Here is a 16,683-nt window from a genome sequence, read left to right as displayed (position 1 = left end):
CTCTCTCAGGCGGCGGTCCAGTGGGGGTCGCGGCCGAGGTAGCGCAGGAGGGCGGCCACGTCGTCGTCGCCCTCCTCCGGCGTGAGGGCGGCGGCGTAGGCGCCCCACGCGCGCAGCGGCTCGACGATCTCCTTGGCCACCTTCATCAGCGGCCGGGCCAGCTCGGGGGTGAGCGGCGATGACTGGCCGGTCGCCATGGCGATGTCCCAGGCGTGCACGCCGGCGTCGAGCGCGCACGCCGCCGAGCCGGACCAGGGTGACATCTTGTGCGGCGGCACCGGCGTCGGCACCTCCTCCGCCTCGCGGTCCACCCCGGCCCACGCCCGCGCCGAGCGGCCCAGGGCGTCTTCCAGGACCGCCGCCGGGTCCCCGTCCAGCTCGCCCGAGGGCTCGAACGGGTTGAAGGCAGGGCCGGGCTCGCCGGTCAGGGCGGAGGCGAAGCCGATCTGGTCGCCGACGGCGTGCTGGAAGACCTGGGCGAGGTTCCAGCCGGCGCAGGGCGTCGCGCGGGTCCAGTCGTCCTGGCCCACGCCGCTCACGGCCTGGCGCAGCGCGTCGTGGGCGGCGTCGAGGGCGGTCCAGCCGGTGACGATCTTGCTGCTCATGAGGAGCCCTTCCGTTCGTGTGTCTTCACTCTATCAGAACGGAATGCTTTGTTCCACTATCCTGCGCTGCCGGTTGGACGCCGGTACGCGGGTGGGAGTGGAGCAAACGTCCGCTGAGTCGGGCATGCGGTGCATGCCCGACTCAGCGTGGGGGCAGCTGGTATGCCTTAGGCGTCTTTTTCGGTTTTTTCGAACTGTGGGGATCAGGTGAGCAGGCGGGTGAGGACCCGGGTGCCGAACTCCAGGCCCTCAACCGGCACCCGCTCGTCCTTGCCGTGGAACATCCCGAAATAGTCGAGATCGGGCCGGAGCATGAGAGGCGCGAAGCCGTACCCCTTGATGCCGATCCTGGCGAACGACTTGGCGTCCGTGCCGCCTGCCATCACGTACGGTACCGGCCGGGCCCGCGGGTCCTCGGCCACGAGCGCGCCCGCCAGCTCGTCGAAGAACGCCGACGGGTACGGCGCGTCCGGCGCGTCCTCCAGGTTGACGAACTCCCGGGTGATCTTCGGGCCGAGCAGCTCGTCGATCGTCTCCAGGAACTCCTGCTGCAGCCCCGGCAGGTAGCGCCCGTCCACGTGGGCCCCGGCCGTCGAGGGCACCACGTTCACCTTGTAGCCGGCGTCCAGCATCGTCGGGTTGGCCGAATTGCGGATCTGGCTCTTGAACAGATTGCCGAGCTGCCCCAGCCGGGCCGCCTCGGCGTCCAGGCGGTCGAGGTCGATCGGCTGCCCGGTGATCTCCGACAGCCTCTCGACGAGCGCCGCGACCGACGGCGTCAGGCGTACCGGCCACTGGTGGGCGGCCACCCGCGACAGGGCGTGCACGAGCGTCGCGACCGGATTGTCCACGGGGGGCCTGGAGCCGTGGCCGGCCACGCCGTGCGCGGTCAGCCGCATCCAGGCGGTGCCGCGTTCGCCCACCGCGATCGGGTACACCCGGTGATCGCCGGCGGCCACGCTGAAACCGCCGGACTCGCTGATCGCCTCGGTCACGCCGTCGAACAGCTCGCGGTGCTCGGTGACCGCGTGCCGGGAGCCGTAGTCGCCGGTGGCCTCCTCGTCCGCCAGGAACGCCAGCACCAGGTCCCGCCGGGGCCGCACACCCCTGGCCGCCAGGTCCAGCACCGTGGCCAGGGTCATCGCGCACGAGCCCTTCATGTCGACCGCGCCCCGGCCGTACACGCAGTCGTCCGTGATCTCTCCCGAGAACGGGTGCATCCGCCACTCGGACGGGTCGGCGGGCACCACGTCGAGATGGCCGTGCACGAGCAGCGCGTCGGGGGAGTCGCCGGCGATCCTGGCCACGACCGTGGTCCGCTTCGGCGCCGACTCGAACACCACCGGCTCCAGCCCGGCGTCGGCCAGCAGCGTGGCCACGTACTCGGCGGCCGGGCGCTCCCCCGAACCGGGATTGGTGGTGTCGAACCTGATCAGATCCGAGCAGATCTCGGCGACGCTCTTCACGCTCTTCCCTTCAGTGTCAGTGGCGGCACCCCGGGCGTCTCCATGTCGAAGATCAGCCCGTAGAAGGCCAGCTCGGCCTCCAGCACCGCGACGATGGTCTCCTCCCTGCGCCAGCCGTGCTGCTCGCCGGGGAAGGTCAGCAGGGCCCACTCCTTGCCGTGCCGGTCGAGCTCGGCGGTGAACCGCTCGGCCTGGCCGACGTCCACGATCGCGTCCTCCAGGCCGTGCAGCATGAGGCATGGGCCGGACGCCTTGAAGGCGTTCAGCAGCGGGGAGCGTTCCGTGTAGCGGTCCCGGGTCTCCGGCAGCGGGCCCACCAGGCCGTCGAGGTAGCGGGACTCGAAGTCGTGCGTCTCGGCCGCCCAGCTCTCCGGGTCGGTGATCGCGTAGTGCGCGACGCCGCCGGCGAACACGTCACTGTGAACGAGCGCCGCGACGGTGGTCCAGCCGCCCGCGCTGCCGCCCCTGATCGCGAGCTTGGCGGCGTCGGCCCGGCCCATCTCCACCAGGCCGCGCGCCACCTTGGCGCAGTCGTACACGTCCACCACGCCCCACTGGTGGCGCAGCCGTTCCCGGTAGGCGCGGCCGTAGCCGGTCGAGCCGCCGTAGTTCACCACGGCCACGCCGATGCCTCTGCTGGTGAAGTACGCGATCTCCAGGTCGAGCATGATCGGCATGTTCCCCGTCGGGCCGCCGTGCACGAAGATCACGTACGGGCTCGGCCCCTGCTCACCGGCCGGCGGGTACAGGTGCGCGTGCACGCCCTCGACGGTCACGGCCTCGGGAGTGGGCAGCAGGTCCCGGTCGGGGAGCGGCTTGGGCGCCGACACCACCTCGTGCGCGCCGTCGTCCAGGCCGACGAGCGTCACCTCCAGCGGCGTGTACGGCGTCGCCCCCACCGCCGCCGCCCGGCCGCCCGCCACGGACACCGTCGAGGCCCAGTGGGTGGCCGCTCCGCCCAGCTCGCGCAGCTCGCCGCTGGCGGGGTCGAGCACGCCCAGGCGGCGGCGGTCGGCGGTGCCGTGCACGACGACGAGGCGGCCGTCGTCGGCGACGGCGAAGCAGGCCAGTCCCGGTTTCCAGGCGGCGGCGCCGAACTCCAGCTCCGTCGGGGTGAGGTTGCGGGCGGGGGAGCCGTCCAGGGGGACGAGGTGGACATTCCACCAGCCGGTGGGGTCCGTGACCGCGTACAGGGCGGTGGCGTCGCGCCACTCGGCCTGCGTCACCGACTCGGCCGGGCCGCCCGCCAGTACTCGGTACGGGCCGGCGGTGCCGTCCTCTCGCAGCTCGGCCACGCACAGTTCGGTGCCGTCCCAGGGCATGTTGGGGTGGTTCCAGCCGATCCAGGAGACATGACGGCCGTCGGGCGAAATGCGGGGATTCATCAGGAAATGTTGGGCTTTGGTGATGACTCTGGTCGGGCCGCCGTCCAGCGGCACCGCCACCAGGTCACGCGCGTCGTCGATCTCCCTGACCGCCCACACCTCGTCCCGGCCGGGCGGGAGGTAGAGGTCGCCGTAGCGGGACGGGCCGGCCTCGGTCAGCGGCACGGGGGTGTCCCCGTCCAGACGGTAGAGGCGCTGGTCGGACCAGTTCGTGAACACCAGGCCGCCGCCGGGCAGGGGGCGCCATGAGCGGCCGCCGTACTCGATGAGGCGGTTGCGCGCGTTCCACCCCTCGGGCAGCGCGTCCACGCGGGAGCCGTCCGGCAGGCGGCGCACCACGCAGCGCCGGCCGCCCTCGTGCGGACGCGGCTCGTCCCACCAGACCTCGACGCCGGAGGGCGTGTCCACCGCCTCGACCCACTGGGGGCCTCCGTCGGTACGGGCCACGTCGATCGGTCGAATGCTCATCAACTCACCAATTGCCGTTGGTACAGGGAGGAAGGGGGAACTCGGGTGGATGCACGACGTACACGATGCCGCCGCTGCCCGAGCTCCTGAGCCACACGTGCTCGAACGCCGCCCTCGGATAGACCCTGCGCACCTCGGAGTCGCGCGGCGCGGCCGGGTCGTTCACGATCACGTCGCCCTCGGCGGTGAAGCCGGTGACGACCATGATGTGGCCGCTGGTCGTGTAGCAGGAGCCGGGCAGCTCATGGGACTTGAACGACTGCGAGGTGATCACCGGGATCCCGGCCCGGACGAACCGCTCCAGCTCCGCCGCCGACCGCAGCCGCGTGACGAATCCGGACAGACCGTATCGGCCCGCGTAGGCCACGTTGAACGCCCAGTTGCCGGTGCCCTGGTAGCTCACGTCGTACGTGCCCGCCGCCGCGTGATCCACACCCGGCGCCGGATCACCGTCACCCACCCAGGCCAGCTCGCCTGGGCTCGGCCCTCGTCCCCAGAACTCCAGCACCATCGCCGTCGAGGCGGGAGCACACCAGTTGGCGCCGCCGCCGTCTAGGTGGGGGTGGTGACCGGCGTGCGTGTGCTGCGACCGCCGCGGCACCACCAACTCCACGGCCCCACCGACCGCTGACCCCGGATCGGTGATCCCTGGATCGGGTACCGCTGGACCGGGCATCCCAGGACGGGGTACCGCTGGACCGGGTACCGCTGGACCGGGCACCGCGGGACCGGGCACCGCAGGACCGGGCACCCTCGGATCGGGCGTCCCAGGGTCGGGTACCGCTGGGCCGGGCATCCCGAGACCAGGCATCGCAGGACCAGGCATCGCAGGACCGACCGGTCTTTGACTGGGGAAGCCTGTGCCGGGGGTGAACGGATCGGGAAGGTTCGTGCCTAGGTGGGGTGGATCGGGGAGGTCCGTGGTGGGTGGGGCCGGGGCGAGATCGGGCTGGTGTCGTGGGGGCGCAGAGGCCATCGCGCCCAGCCCCGTCAGGCGGGCGTCCGGGCCGTGCAGGGTCACCCGCAGTTGGTACGCCACCACCGGTCGCCTGGCCACGAACGTGTCCACGGCCACGTCCCCGTCCTCGTCACCCTGGCCGGGCACCGAGGTACGCGGCTCGCCGTGCTCAGACCAGCGGCCCATCACGTACCACTTGGTCAGCCCGCCGGCCGCGGTCCTGGCACGCAACTCGACCTCGATCCAGGAACCGGGCGCGGTGCGCGCGGTCCACGACGGCACGATCTGGGTGGCCTCGAAGCCGATCGCGCGCTCCTCGCCGATCCACACGCGCGCAGGGGTCTCTGGCAGAGCGAACCGGGTGAAGGCGACGCGGGCCAGGTCGACGGTGAGCACCAGGCACATTGTGCTTTCGTGCTCCATGTCGCACATCGGATGTTTTACGTACCAGCCGGTCACACGCCGGCCCGATTGTGTCAGTGATCATCTCTATGGTGCCGGTCATGACATCCGCACTGCAGACACACCCCTACGCCATCTCCGGCGCTGGCCGCACCACCTTCTCCACCGGCCGTACCGCCTCCTGCCGGAGCCTCACCGCCTTCTGCGCGGACCTTGCCGCTCCAGGCGCGGGCCTCTCCTTCTCCTGCACAGGCCCGTCCACGCTGACCGGTAGCAGACCCGGAAGCTCGAATCCCGGCGACGCGGCGTTACCCGGCTTCCTGACCCACCCCAAGCCATCCGGTGCAGCGCTGCCATCGCCCGCATCCGGGCCGCCTGCCGTGGCCGGCACGGCGCTCGGGGCACGGGCGGGCGAGAGCGCGTGCCAGGGGTGGCACGACCCCAAGGGCTCATGCAGCGTGCACAAGCACGTGCTGACGACCCGGACCACGGCACGCACGGCGGTGGAGGCAGCTCCGTGACCGCCGACCAGCCGATCACCCGCAGAACGACCACGGCCCCGGTGGGCCGGAAGGCGCCCGACCGGGAGGCAGGTGTCCGGGAGACGGCGGCTCGGGGCACGGGGGAGTCGGCATCGGCAGAAACGGGTGCGACTTCGCCGTCCACAGGGGCGACGGCGGGTTCGATCAGGAGGAGTTCAGCGGGGGTGGCTTGGCGGGCCGGGAACTCGGCGGGGATGGGTTCGCAGCACGGAGGCTCGGCGGCCGGGACCAGTTCAAGTGCTGTGGGCTCGGCTGGGACGGGTTTGACGCCTGTGGAGGTGGGCTGGGACGCCGTGGTGGCGGCCATCGATACCGGGGATCTGGAGTTGGTGGCCGGGCGCCTGCTGCGGCTCGATGAACGGGCCCGCCGGGAGGTCGCCACGGCGCTTCCTGGTTACCTCGCCGTGGCCAGGAAACGGGCGGAGGCCAGGCGTCAGGCTCGCGAGATCAGGCGGCAGCAGGTCACGGAAGCCGCCTGGCGGGAGCACGTACGCGCGGCCGCCCGCGCCGGCCGTACCGTATCCGCTCACGAACGCTGGCAGCGGGACACCCCCTGGAACCCGCCCTGGACCCTGGCCGCGGACGAGAGCTGGGCGGCCCCCATGCTCGTCGCCGGAGCGGCCGCGATCGGCGGCGTGGCGGCCGTCGTCGCCTGGCTCAATCGGCGCGACCTCCAGGACCACTGGGACGCGTACGGCGGTGACACCACCTCCGCCGTACTCGAACGCGTGCTGTCGGCCCGTCCGCCCGCCTGGCAGGCCGAGCTCGCCGTCCGCGCCGCGCTCAAGCTGCGCCCGGTCTCGCGCAGGAGTGCCGTCACCACGAGTCCTGTCTCGGGACTGGTGCTTGCCATGCTGCGGCGCAGTGGCGCTACCCCGCCCGAGCATGATCCTCTCGTGGTGGCCTGGGCCGCTCATTCACCCAGCGTGGCGAGCCTCCGTACGGACCCGCTGCTCGACCACCTCCTGCCACGGCTCTTCGAGGCGGAAGGCGTCGGCGCGGCCCTGCGCCACGACCGCCCCGACCTCACTACGACAAGCATCGCCGGATCCTCTTGGGCCGCCAAGTCCGCGGAGTCGTCCGGGCACGCTGGGTCCTTCGGATCCTTCGAGGACGGCGGATCGGGGGATGACGGGCTCGCAGGGCGCGTCGAGTCCGCCGGGCGTCCCGAGTCCGCCGGACCCTCCAAGTCCGTCGGGCGTGCCGAGTCCGCCGGGCACGCTGAGTACTCCGACTCTGCCGGGTTGTCCGTGGCCGTCGATTCCGCCAGGCCTTTGGGGTCTGTCGACCGCAGTCTCTCCGGGTCGGTCAGCCGCGCTGGTCTCGCTGCCGCCGACCCTGCCGGCGCCACTGCTGCCAGCCCTGCCATCCCCGTCGGGTCCGTGCTCAGGGCCCGGGGTTTCGCGCGGACCGGGGATGCGGGGTGTGGCTGGCTGACAGCGCTAACTGCGCTGGCGCGCGAAGGGAGGATCGGTCGGGATGTGCTGCTCGACGGGTGCCTGCGGCGGTTTCTGCGCGGCGGGCATGCGGCTGATCTGCGCTTCTTCGTACGGCTGCATGATTTGCTCGCGCCTACGCGCGACGAGGTGAGGGAGCGCCATCGCGACTACCTGAGACTGTTGCCCGCCGCGCCAGGGGCCGTGGCGGAGACGGCCCTCAAGCAGGTGCGGCGGCTCGGGGAGGCGGACCCGGCGGAGGTGACGGAGGCGTTGCGGGCCCTGCTGGCCAGGGGTGAGCGCAAGCTGCTGACGGCGGGGCTGACGTGGCTCGACGAGTTCGCCGCCGCCCATCCGGACGCCGACCTCGATCCGCTGGCGGCGGCGCTGGGGAAGGCGTTCGGCTGCGAGTCCGGTGACGTGCAGGGCCGGGCGGTGCGGGTGGCGGTCAAGCATGCCAGACGGTTCACGGGCGCGGGGGCGCAGGCGCTGAGGGAGGCGGTCGCCGTATTGCCGCAGGGGGTCGGGGAGACGTTGGCTGAGCTGTTCGGGGAGAGGACAGGCCTTGATGCGCGGGACGGCGGCGGGTTCGTGCCAGTGTCGTTGCCTGAGCCGCCGCAGGTTCCCGATCTTCCCCCGCCCGTGATGTCGGCCGCGGATTTGGACGTTCGTCCGGTGGTGACGAGATGGGAGGTCGCGGAGGCGTGGCTGGCCGGGGTTGTGCGGCTGTACGAGCAGGACCGGGTTGGGCTGGAGGCGCGCCTGTCGCAGGTTCCGCACGCGGCCGACCCACCGCCGGGACCGTGGACGGAGGTCGAGCAGTGGGTGGAGGAGATCGCCCGCTCGATCGCGAACGGCTCCACCGAGCTGATGGCACGACCTGCTGTCGGCGCCGCCTCCGCACCGGAGAACGGTTGGCCGGGGATTGAAGGGTCGGGCGATGGCGAGCAGGTAAGCAGCGCGCTGACCGGTGATGGGCGGGTTAGGGGCGCGTTGGGCGGTGGTGGCCAGGTGAGCGACGCCCCTGGTCTCGGCGGGCCGGGGAGCGATGGTCGGGTGAGCGGCGCGCTGGGTCTTGGCGGGCTGGAGAGCGGTGGTCCGGGGAGCGGCGGGCAGGTAAGTGGCGGGTGGGGGAGTGGTGTGCCGATTGCGGGCGCGGCCGGGGTGTCGGCTGGTGGTGTGTTTGCCGTGGGGGACGGGGGACCGGGTAAGGGGTCGGCTGGTGTCGGGGTCGGGGGTTCGGCGCAGGGGATGAGGAAGGGGAGGCGGGGGTGGGGGCATTTACGGCTGCCGGAGGTCGGGGAGGTGGCGCCGCCGCACTTGTTCCTGCTGCGGCGTCTGGCCGAGGTGTACGACGGGATCGTGGCGGGGACGCTGCCCCCGTACCTGCTGGCTGAGCCCACCGAGGGGACCGGGCATGTGGACGCCGGGCGGCTGGTCGAGCGGGTGGCCGGTTATGAGCGCGGTGGAGTCGAGCCCATGCCGGCCGACCTGGCGCAGGCGCTGTTGCGGGTTCCGCGTACGGTCGCGCCGGACGTGGTCGTACGGGCCGGGCGGCTGACCTCGGCGGCGGGTCAGGCGTTGGCCCTCCGGCTGCGCGGTGAACAGCCGGAGCCCCGCGCCGAGATCACCTGGGTGCGCCTGCTCGTGGAGGGGTCGGGTTCTGGGGCATGGGTCGCCGACGGGGATGATCGTGGGATGGGCCTGTCCGTGGAGGGGGAGGCTTCGGGTGCGGGGGTCGCCGACGGGGATGACCGTGGGATGCGCGTGTCCGGGGGAGGGTCCGGATCCGGTGCGGGCGTCGCCTATCGCGATGACCGTGGGATGCGGCTGCCCGTGGAGGGGGCGGGATCTGGGGCGGCGGTTGCGTATCGTGACGACCGCGAGCCGGTCCAAGGTGGGGTGCACGCGCTCGTGCCACGGCTTCTTGGGGCGGAGCCGACCGGCCTGGCGATGGTTGACGAGTTGATGACCGGGGCCGTCGTTCGCGGGAGGCGGGGGGCCGGTGGTTGCATGCATGGGTGGCCGTATCTGATGCCGTCTCATCGGGAGGTCGTGGCGGCTCATCTCGTGCCGTATCTGCTCGAACGGTGGCGTCCGGATCGTGTCGAGCCGCGACTGGCTCAGGCGCTGGTGTCGGGCGGTGGGGTTGCGGGGGAGGCGGTGGCGCTGGTGCAGGCGTACTTCGTGGCTGATCGGAGCTGGTCCGGGGATCCACGGGAGCGGGCGCGGGCGGTGGTGGGCATGGCGGCCCGGGGGGATCTCGATGGTGAGCAGGTGGGGCGGCAGTTGGCGCTGCTGGTTCGCAGGGCGGGGCTGAGGACGGGGCCGGTGTTCGAGACGCTGGAGGGGGCGGCCGGGCTCGGGGCGCATCGGGAGGTGTGGGGGATCATGACGGGGTTCCTGACCGCCTATCTGCCCGGGCCTGGGGAACGGTCGCACACCCGGCACACGCAGGCGCTCACGTTCGCGCTGCGGGCGGCGCGGTGGGCGGGGGCGCGAGGAGTGGTGGGTTGCGTGGCGGAGATCGCGCGGCGCCGGGCGTCGAACAACTTCGTCCGCGAGGCGCGCCGGCTGCACACCTACCTCACCTGACTCGCCTCCAGACCTCGGCCTGGCGCTCATCCCGCCCTCCTCAGTGCCCGCCCGGTCCGGGGGAACCGGTCATGCTGGGCCGGGCGACCGGGGCTCGGGGGAGTCCCGCGCTCCGGTGGGAGCGCGGGAGACAGGGCTCAGGCGGGGTGGGTGGTCACAGGTAGAGGCCGGTGGATTCGTCGCCGGGGGTCGGGACGATGTCGCGGCCCGCTCGCAGCGCGTACAGCTGCGCCAGGGTCGCGCCCGACGGGCCCACGCCCTCCTTCGAGCCCAGCCACGTGACCGCCTCCTCCTTGCTCAGCGGGCCCACCTCGATCTGGGCCAGGCAGCGGCCCGGGCGGACGACGGCGGGGTGGAGGCGGGCCAGGTCCTCGTTCGTGGTGATCGCCACGAGGACGTCGCGGCCCTGGCCGAGCAGCCCGTCGGTCAGGTTGAGCAGGCGTGAGAGGCCCTGCCCCGCCTGCGCCTTGGCACCCGAGCTGATCAGCTCGTCGCAGTCTTCGAGCACCAGGAGACGCCAGCGCTGCGCGTCCTCGTCGGTGTCGTAGCCGACGGCCACCTCCATGAGGTAGCCGGGCTCGTTGAACAGCCGCTCAGGGTCGAGCACGCAGTCGACCTGGCACCAGTCGCGCCACTGCTTGGCCAGCGAGCGCAGCAGGGTGGTCTTGCCGGTGCCCGGCTCACCGTGGAGCAGGATGAGGCGGCCGTTGACGTCGGCCGGGGTGATCGACATCAGCCGGTCGAGGGAGGGGCGGACCTTGGCCGAGTAGTTGGCGCTGATCTCGGGCCACGGCTGGGCCGTGATCGGCTTCTCCGACCGGGTGCCGCCGTGCATGCCGCGCCACCAGAAGCCCATCTCGATGTGGTCGACGTCGGGAGCGGCCTCCTCCGCGCCGTCGATGCTCTCCGCCAGCACGGTCTTGGCCAGGTCCTCGTCGACCGCCGTGACGCTGACGGTCGCGGTGCGGTTGCGGTGGCGTACGACGCGCAGAGTCCAGCCGTCGCCGCAGATCAGCCGGGACTCGGAGCCGTCCTCGACTCGCGCGGTGCGCAGCACGCGACCGCCCGCGGGGGTCAGCGTGGCGTCGGGCCGCACCCGCTCCAGGTTGGCCAGCCGCGACCACGGCTGCGTGCCGGTCGCGAACGGTGACAGCGCCAGCGCGTCGATGACGTCGATGGCGGAGTCGGCGTCGTCGATCCAGATGTTCATCGGAAGCTCGGAGGAGTCCGGGCTGGCGAACGGCACCTCCCTGATCACAGACATACCGTTAATGATCTCCGTCTCGGCGCCGGATGTCGAAGGGTTTTGACTGCGAAACCGCTCAGTTCTTCTCGAGCTTACCCGTCTGGGTCACCAATCCGAGGCCCGGCACGTCGCGCCAGGTATAGGTGAGGGCGTCTCCGTCCCGATCCAGGGTGATCGTCCCGGGGACGCAGCCGCCCTCGTTCGCGCCCAGGGAGAAGGTGAGACGGGTCTGCTCCACCTTGGTCAGCGTGATGGTGCCCTTGCAGTCGGCGCTCGCCCCCTTCTCCGCCCATCCCGCGGTGGATTCGCCCTCCCGCAGGTCCACCTCGTTGTCGGCGCCGCCGGGGCTCATCGGGTTGGTGCTGGTGGTGTGCCCGCGCCAGTCGCCCTCGAAGGCGGCGGGGATCTTCAGGTCGGGGTCGGCCGTGGGCGTTTCGCTCTCGCCTGAATCCGTCGGCGTGTCACTGGCCGTCGGGCTCGCCGTCTCACTGGGAGCGGGCTCCGGGGTCGTCTCCTCCTCCGTCGCCGTCCGGGAGTCCGTAGGAGAGGGGGAGGTGTCGGTGGTGGAGGTGGCCGGCGGCGTGCGTTCCGCTCTCGTGCCGGACGGAGGGTTCAGCATGAGGACGGTGCCGCCGGCCACGCCCAGGGCGATCATCGCCACCACCACTCCGATCAGCACGTTGCGCCCAGGAGGTCGGCGCGAGGTGCCCGCCGTGGTCTCCGCCGGGGACCGCGGACCGGTCGGCCCTCCGTCCTGTGGACCAGTACCGGTAGGTCCTCCGCCCTGCGGACCGGTAGGTCCTCCGTCCCGAGGTCCCGTCCTCTGTCCCTGGAACGCGGCGGGCGGAGGATCCGGATGATGCGGATGAGCTTGAACGGAGCCGGGGCCGACAGCGGTGCCAGGGGTAACGATGCCGGGAGGGACGGTGCCGGGGGCGGCCGTGCCGGGGGCGGCGGTGCCGGGAGCGGCGGTGCCGGGAGCGATGGTGCCGGGAGTGATGGTGCCCGGGCCGACCAGGGACATCATCAGGTCCCGTGCGGAAGGCCGCAGCGCCGGATCCTTGGCCAGGCACGACCCGATCACCTCCCGCAGCCGCGCCGGCAGCGGCGACAGGTCCGGCTCGGCGTGCAGCACCCGATGTAACACGGCCGGTACGGTGTCGGCGCCGAACGGGCTCGTCCCCGACGCCGCGTACACCATCGACGTCGCCCACGCGAACACGTCGGAGGCTGGCGAGGCGGGCACGCCGGAGATCTGCTCGGGCGCCAGGTAAGCGGGCGTGCCGATCAGCCCGGACGTCATGGTGGCCGCGCCCTCGGCCCTGGCGATGCCGAAGTCGACCACGCGCGGCCCGTCGGGCCCCAGCAGCACGTTGGCCGGCTTGAAGTCGCGGTGCACGATCCCGGCCGCGTGGATGGCGGCGAGCGCGGTGGCGGTGCCGACGACGAGCCGTTCGAGGTCGCCGCCGCGCAGCGGGCCGCGTTCCCGCACCCGGTCGGCCAGCGAGGGGCCGTCGACGTACTCGCTGACCACGAAAGGCCGCGGCCCGTCGGTCGAGACGTCGAGCACGCGCGCCGTGCAGAACGAGGCGACGCCCTCCAGGGCTTCGAGCTCGCGCGCCAGGCGGGCCCGTGTCTCTCTGTCACCGGTGTTGAGCAGCTTGATCGCGACCGGTTCGCCGTCGCCGGAATGGGCGAGGTAGACCACGCCCTGCCCGCCTTCGCCGAGGCGCCCGGACAGGCGGAACCCGCCCAGTGACGCCGGATCGTCGGGGGTGAGGGGCTGCGCCATGGCCGATACGTTACCTGTCGTCATGCGGAACGAAAGATCCACCGGTACCTTGTGTCGTCGGGTGAAATCACTCCTTACGCGGAGGTATCGGGGAAGTGTCCAAGGTCACGTTCCGTGAACGGGCGCGTTACTGGTTCGACAACACCATGTCCAAGGGCACGGCCTCGCTGATCGGCTGGCTCGCGGTCGTCTCGGTGGGTCTGATCGTGCTGGTGACGGCGTTCACCCTGTGGCTTGCGCCCAATGAGCCGGACGGCGTGTCGCACGCCGGCGAGGTGCTCTGGATCGCTCTCATGCACGCGCTCACCCCGAGCCGGGTGGCCAGCGACAAGGGCTCGCTCGGGTACATGGCGGTGATGTTCGCCGGCTCGCTGGGCGGGCTCTTCATCGTGAGCATGCTCGTCGGCCTGCTGTCGAACGGGCTCAAGCAGAAGGTGGACCGCCTGCGCAGGGGGCGCTCGCGGATCGTGGAGTCCGGGCACACGGTGGTGCTCGGGTGGTCGGACCAGATGTTCACCATCGTGACCGAGCTGGTCAAGGCCCAGGCCAGCCAGAAGGGCTCGGTCATCGCCGTGCTGGCGGACCGTGACAAGCTCGCCATGGAGGAGGACATCCGCGAGCACGTCGGCGACCTCGGCAGGACCCGCCTGGTGTGCCGTACGGGCAGGCCGACGGAGCCGCGCGACCTCGACCTGATGAACCTGGCCGCCGCCCGTTCCGTCGTGGTGCTCTCGCCCGAGGGCGAGGATCCCGACGCCCACGTCATCAAGATCCTGCTCGCCCTCGCCAAGCGCGACGGCATCCACCCGCCGGTCGTGGCCGGGCTCACCTCCAGCCGCAACGCCGCCGCCGCCCGCCTGGCCGGCGGCCCGGACGTGCACCTGGTCGACTCCGACGACACCGCCTCGCGGCTCATCGTGCAGTCCTCGCGCCAGTCGGGCATGTCCGTCGTCTGCATGGACCTGCTCAACTTCGACGGCGGCGAGATCTACCTGCGCACCCCGAAGAAGCTCGTGGGGGTCACGTACGGGGACGCGCTGCACGCGTACCAGACGGCCTCCGTCATCGGCCTGCGCCGGCCGGCCGGCGTCGTGCTGAACCCGCCGGGCGACACCGTGATCAACGCCGACGACCAGGTCGTCGTCATCGCGCACGACGACTCCCACGTGCGCCTGGCCGCCGGCAAGCCCAGCATCGACGAGTCCGTGATCGCCGCGGCCCCGGCGACGCCCACCGCGACCGAGCGCACGCTCCTGCTCAACTGGAACGGCCGCGCCGAGCAGATCGTGCGCTACCTCGACGGCTACGTCGCCCCCGGATCGGTCCTGGAGATCGCCGCCGACCATCCCAAGGCGGGCACGAACCTGGCCGGCCTGCGCAACCTCACGGTGAACGTCAAGGACTGCGACACCACCGACAGGTTCGCCCTGGAGTCGCTCGGCGTCGGCCTCTTCCAGCACGTCATCGTGCTCTCCGACGACCGCTTCGACGCCCACCACTCCGACACGCGCACCCTCATGACGCTGCTGCAGCTGCGCGACATGCAGAGCACACTCGGCGAGCACTACTCGATCGTCAGCGAGATGCACGACGAGAGCAACCGCGCCCTGGCCGAGGTGACCGAGGCCGACGACATCGTGATCAGCGACACCGTGATCGGCCTGCTGCTGGCCCAGCTCGCCGAGAACCGGCACCTGGCCGACGTCTTCGGCTACCTCTTCGACTCGCGCGGCTCGGAGATCTACCCGCGGCCCGCCGGCGACTACGTCACACCGGGCTCGGAGGTGACGTTCTCCACCGTCGTGGAGGCGGCGCGGCGCAGGGGCGAGACCGCCATCGGCTACCGCGACGCCGCGACCAGGAACGATCCGCCCCATTACGGCATCGTGCTGAACCCGGACAAGACGCGGCCCATCGTCCTGGCGGAGCAGGACTCCGTGATCGTCCTGGCCGAGCGCTGAGCCCGGGCGCCGGGTGGGTTAGCGTTCCTGCTGTGAGGACCATCGACTGGGTCGACGGGGCCGTCGAGCTCGTGGACCAGACCCTGCTCCCCGACAAGTGCGTGATGCTGCGCATCAGCACCGTCGCCGAGCTCGTCGCCGCCATCAAGCGGCTGGCCGTGCGCGGCGCCCCCGCGCTCGGCGTGGCCGGGGCGCTCGGCGTGGTGCTGGCCGACGGCGACCCGGTCCTGCTGGCCGAGCTGCGCGCCGCCCGGCCCACCGCGGTCAACCTCGCCTGGGGCGTCGACCAGGCCGCCGCCCACCTGGACGAGGGCCGCGAGGCGGTGCTCGCCGCCGCGCTGCGCGTGCGCGACGACGACCTCGCCGCCTGCGTGGCCATGGGCGAGCGCGGCGCCGACCTGCTCGAAGGCGACCGGCTGCGCGTCATGACCGTGTGCAACACCGGCGGCCTGGCCGCCGTCGAACGCGGCACCGCACTCGGCGTGGTCCAGACGCTGCACGAACGCGGGCGGCTGGCCGAGGTGCTCGCCCTGGAGACCCGGCCGCTGCTGCAGGGAGCCAGGCTGACGACCTGGGAACTGGCCAGGATGGGGGCGCCGCACCGGCTCATCGCCGACTCCGCGGGGCCGTACCTGCTGGCCAGGGGTGAGGTCGACGCGGTGCTCATCGGCGCCGACCGGATCGCCGCCAACGGCGACACCGCCAACAAGATCGGCTCGTACGCGCTCGCCCTCGGCGCGGAACGGGCCGGCGTGCCGTTCATCGTGGTCGCGCCCGAGTCCACCATCGACGCGAACACCCCCACCGGCGACCAGATCGAGATCGAGGACCGCGGCGCGGACGAGATCGTGTCCGTCAGGGGCGTCCGGGTGGCGCCCGAGGGCACGCGGGCGCTGAACCCGGCGTTCGACGTGACGCCGCACGACCTGATCAGCGCGATCGTCACGGACCGGCGGGTCATCAGGCCCTAGACGAAATCGCCGATCTCCAGGACCTGTCCGCGCCCGCCGCGTTACGCTCAGTGGTCCCGACAGCGACCCTTCGGAGATCACCGTGGCCATCGACCTGGTGTTACGGCGCGATTGGAACGCACGCGCTCCGCGCGGCGACTACACACAGCTCGACTCCGCCAAAGGGGTCAAGGTTCACTACACGGGCGGAAGGGTCGATCCGGACATCGTCTCCGACCACGCCCGCTGCGTCGCCCTGGTGCAGTCGATCCAGGGCTTCCACATGGACGGCAACGGCTGGATCGACATCGGCTACTCCTTCGTGGCCTGCCCGCACCGCAAGGTCTTCGAGGGACGCGGCCTGCACCACCTGCCGGCCGCGAACGGCCCAGGGCTCAACGCCGGCCACTACGCCGTGCTGGGCCTGGTCGGCAACGCCGGTCTCGTCCAGCCGCCCGACGGGATCCTGCACGCCGTCCTGGACGCGATCCAGCACGTACGCGACCGCGGCCGCGCGGGCAGGGAGATCAAGGGACACCGCGACGGCTATGCCACCGACTGCCCGGGCGAGCCCCTCTACGCCTGGGTCAGGCGCGGCGCCCCACGCCCAGGGCAGAGCGGGCCTTCCGCGCCTCCGCTCCCCGGCCGGCTGCTGACCTACCCGCCGGTGACGCGCGGGCAGGACGTGCGCACCTGGCAGGAGCAGATGCTGCGGCGGGGCTGGGAGCTTGAGGTGGACGGCGCGTACGGGGCCGAGTCCCGTGACGTGTGCCGCCGCTTCCAGCGTTGCCAGGGCGTCGACGACGACGGGATCGTGGGGCCGGTCACGTGGCGGCTGACGTGGGAGGCGCCGATCGCCTGAGCCGCTGCTCCGCCG

The 16,683-nt window shown here is 72.1% G+C and carries 11 protein-coding genes; 5 read left to right on the top strand and 6 right to left on the bottom strand.

Going from position 1 to position 16,683, the window contains the following annotated elements:
* Nucleotides 1–5 precede the first annotated feature (5 nt).
* From OIE67_RS26690 to OIE67_RS26675, 4 genes are all read right to left on the bottom strand, one after another.
* On the bottom strand, nucleotides 6–605 hold the full coding sequence (locus OIE67_RS26690; protein ID WP_326644935.1) for a TIGR03086 family metal-binding protein: 600 nt from the start codon (nucleotides 603–605) through the stop codon (nucleotides 6–8).
* A gap of 203 nt (nucleotides 606–808) precedes the next feature.
* A complete protein-coding gene (locus tag OIE67_RS26685; protein ID WP_326644933.1) occupies nucleotides 809–2,071 on the bottom strand; it encodes a M20/M25/M40 family metallo-hydrolase in 1,263 nt (420 codons plus the stop codon).
* Nucleotides 2,068–3,924: a dipeptidyl-peptidase 5 gene (locus OIE67_RS26680; RefSeq protein ID WP_326644931.1), complete on the bottom strand. Its 1,857-nt coding sequence runs from the start codon at nucleotides 3,922–3,924 to the stop codon at nucleotides 2,068–2,070. The genes OIE67_RS26685 and OIE67_RS26680 overlap by 4 nt, the downstream gene beginning before the upstream one ends.
* A 4-nt stretch (nucleotides 3,925–3,928) precedes the next feature.
* Nucleotides 3,929–5,278 carry a C39 family peptidase gene (locus OIE67_RS26675; RefSeq protein ID WP_326644929.1) on the bottom strand — a complete coding sequence of 450 codons (1,350 nt, stop codon included), beginning with the start codon at nucleotides 5,276–5,278 and terminating at the stop codon, nucleotides 3,929–3,931.
* Between the two features lie 107 nt (nucleotides 5,279–5,385).
* On the opposite strand from OIE67_RS26675, the gene OIE67_RS26670 reads away from it, so the two are divergent.
* Together OIE67_RS26670 and OIE67_RS26665 are read left to right on the top strand one after the other, a co-directional pair.
* Entirely contained in the window at nucleotides 5,386–5,805 is a 420-nt protein-coding gene (locus OIE67_RS26670; protein WP_326644927.1) for a hypothetical protein, read from the top strand.
* 284 nt (nucleotides 5,806–6,089) lie between these two features.
* Nucleotides 6,090–9,857: a hypothetical protein gene (locus tag OIE67_RS26665; RefSeq protein ID WP_456094163.1), complete on the top strand. Its 3,768-nt coding sequence runs from the start codon at nucleotides 6,090–6,092 to the stop codon at nucleotides 9,855–9,857.
* 154 nt (nucleotides 9,858–10,011) lie between these two features.
* Here the strand turns inward: OIE67_RS26665 and OIE67_RS26660 are convergent, their stop codons facing one another.
* Both OIE67_RS26660 and OIE67_RS26655 read right to left on the bottom strand, forming a co-directional pair.
* Nucleotides 10,012–11,121: a DUF5925 domain-containing protein gene (locus tag OIE67_RS26660; protein ID WP_326644925.1), complete on the bottom strand. Its 1,110-nt coding sequence runs from the start codon at nucleotides 11,119–11,121 to the stop codon at nucleotides 10,012–10,014.
* Between the two features lie 58 nt (nucleotides 11,122–11,179).
* The gene (locus OIE67_RS26655; protein WP_326644923.1) at nucleotides 11,180–12,895 is read right to left on the bottom strand and encodes a serine/threonine-protein kinase; all 1,716 of its coding nucleotides are present in this window, start codon (nucleotides 12,893–12,895) and stop codon (nucleotides 11,180–11,182) included.
* A 95-nt stretch (nucleotides 12,896–12,990) separates the two neighbouring features.
* Here OIE67_RS26655 and OIE67_RS26650 point away from each other — a divergent pair, with 95 nt between their 5' ends.
* From OIE67_RS26650 to OIE67_RS26640, 3 genes are all read left to right on the top strand, one after another.
* Entirely contained in the window at nucleotides 12,991–14,856 is a 1,866-nt protein-coding gene (locus tag OIE67_RS26650) for a CASTOR/POLLUX-related putative ion channel (RefSeq protein ID WP_326644922.1), read from the top strand.
* Nucleotides 14,857–14,888: 32 nt separating this feature from the next.
* A complete protein-coding gene (gene mtnA / locus OIE67_RS26645) occupies nucleotides 14,889–15,827 on the top strand; it encodes an S-methyl-5-thioribose-1-phosphate isomerase (protein WP_326644920.1) in 939 nt (312 codons plus the stop codon).
* Nucleotides 15,828–15,909: 82 nt separating this feature from the next.
* The gene (locus OIE67_RS26640; RefSeq protein WP_326644918.1) at nucleotides 15,910–16,668 is read left to right on the top strand and encodes a peptidoglycan recognition protein family protein; all 759 of its coding nucleotides are present in this window, start codon (nucleotides 15,910–15,912) and stop codon (nucleotides 16,666–16,668) included.
* Nucleotides 16,669–16,683: the final 15 nt, after the last annotated feature.

The organism is Nonomuraea fuscirosea, assembly GCF_035917475.1.
Taxonomy (GTDB): Bacteria; Actinomycetota; Actinomycetes; order Streptosporangiales; family Streptosporangiaceae; genus Nonomuraea; species Nonomuraea fuscirosea.
This window is presented reverse-complemented; position numbering and strand designations above follow the sequence as displayed.

Coding starts and splice junctions, on each gene's coding strand:
- OIE67_RS26680 (WP_326644931.1), bottom strand. CDS start 3,924: ATGAGCATTCGACCGATCGACGTGGCCCGTACCGACGGAGGCCCCCAG.
- OIE67_RS26655 (WP_326644923.1), bottom strand. CDS start 12,895: ATGGCGCAGCCCCTCACCCCCGACGATCCGGCGTCACTGGGCGGGTTC.
- OIE67_RS26690 (WP_326644935.1), bottom strand. CDS start 605: ATGAGCAGCAAGATCGTCACCGGCTGGACCGCCCTCGACGCCGCCCAC.
- OIE67_RS26660 (WP_326644925.1), bottom strand. CDS start 11,121: ATGTCTGTGATCAGGGAGGTGCCGTTCGCCAGCCCGGACTCCTCCGAG.
- OIE67_RS26670 (WP_326644927.1), top strand. CDS start 5,386: ATGACATCCGCACTGCAGACACACCCCTACGCCATCTCCGGCGCTGGC.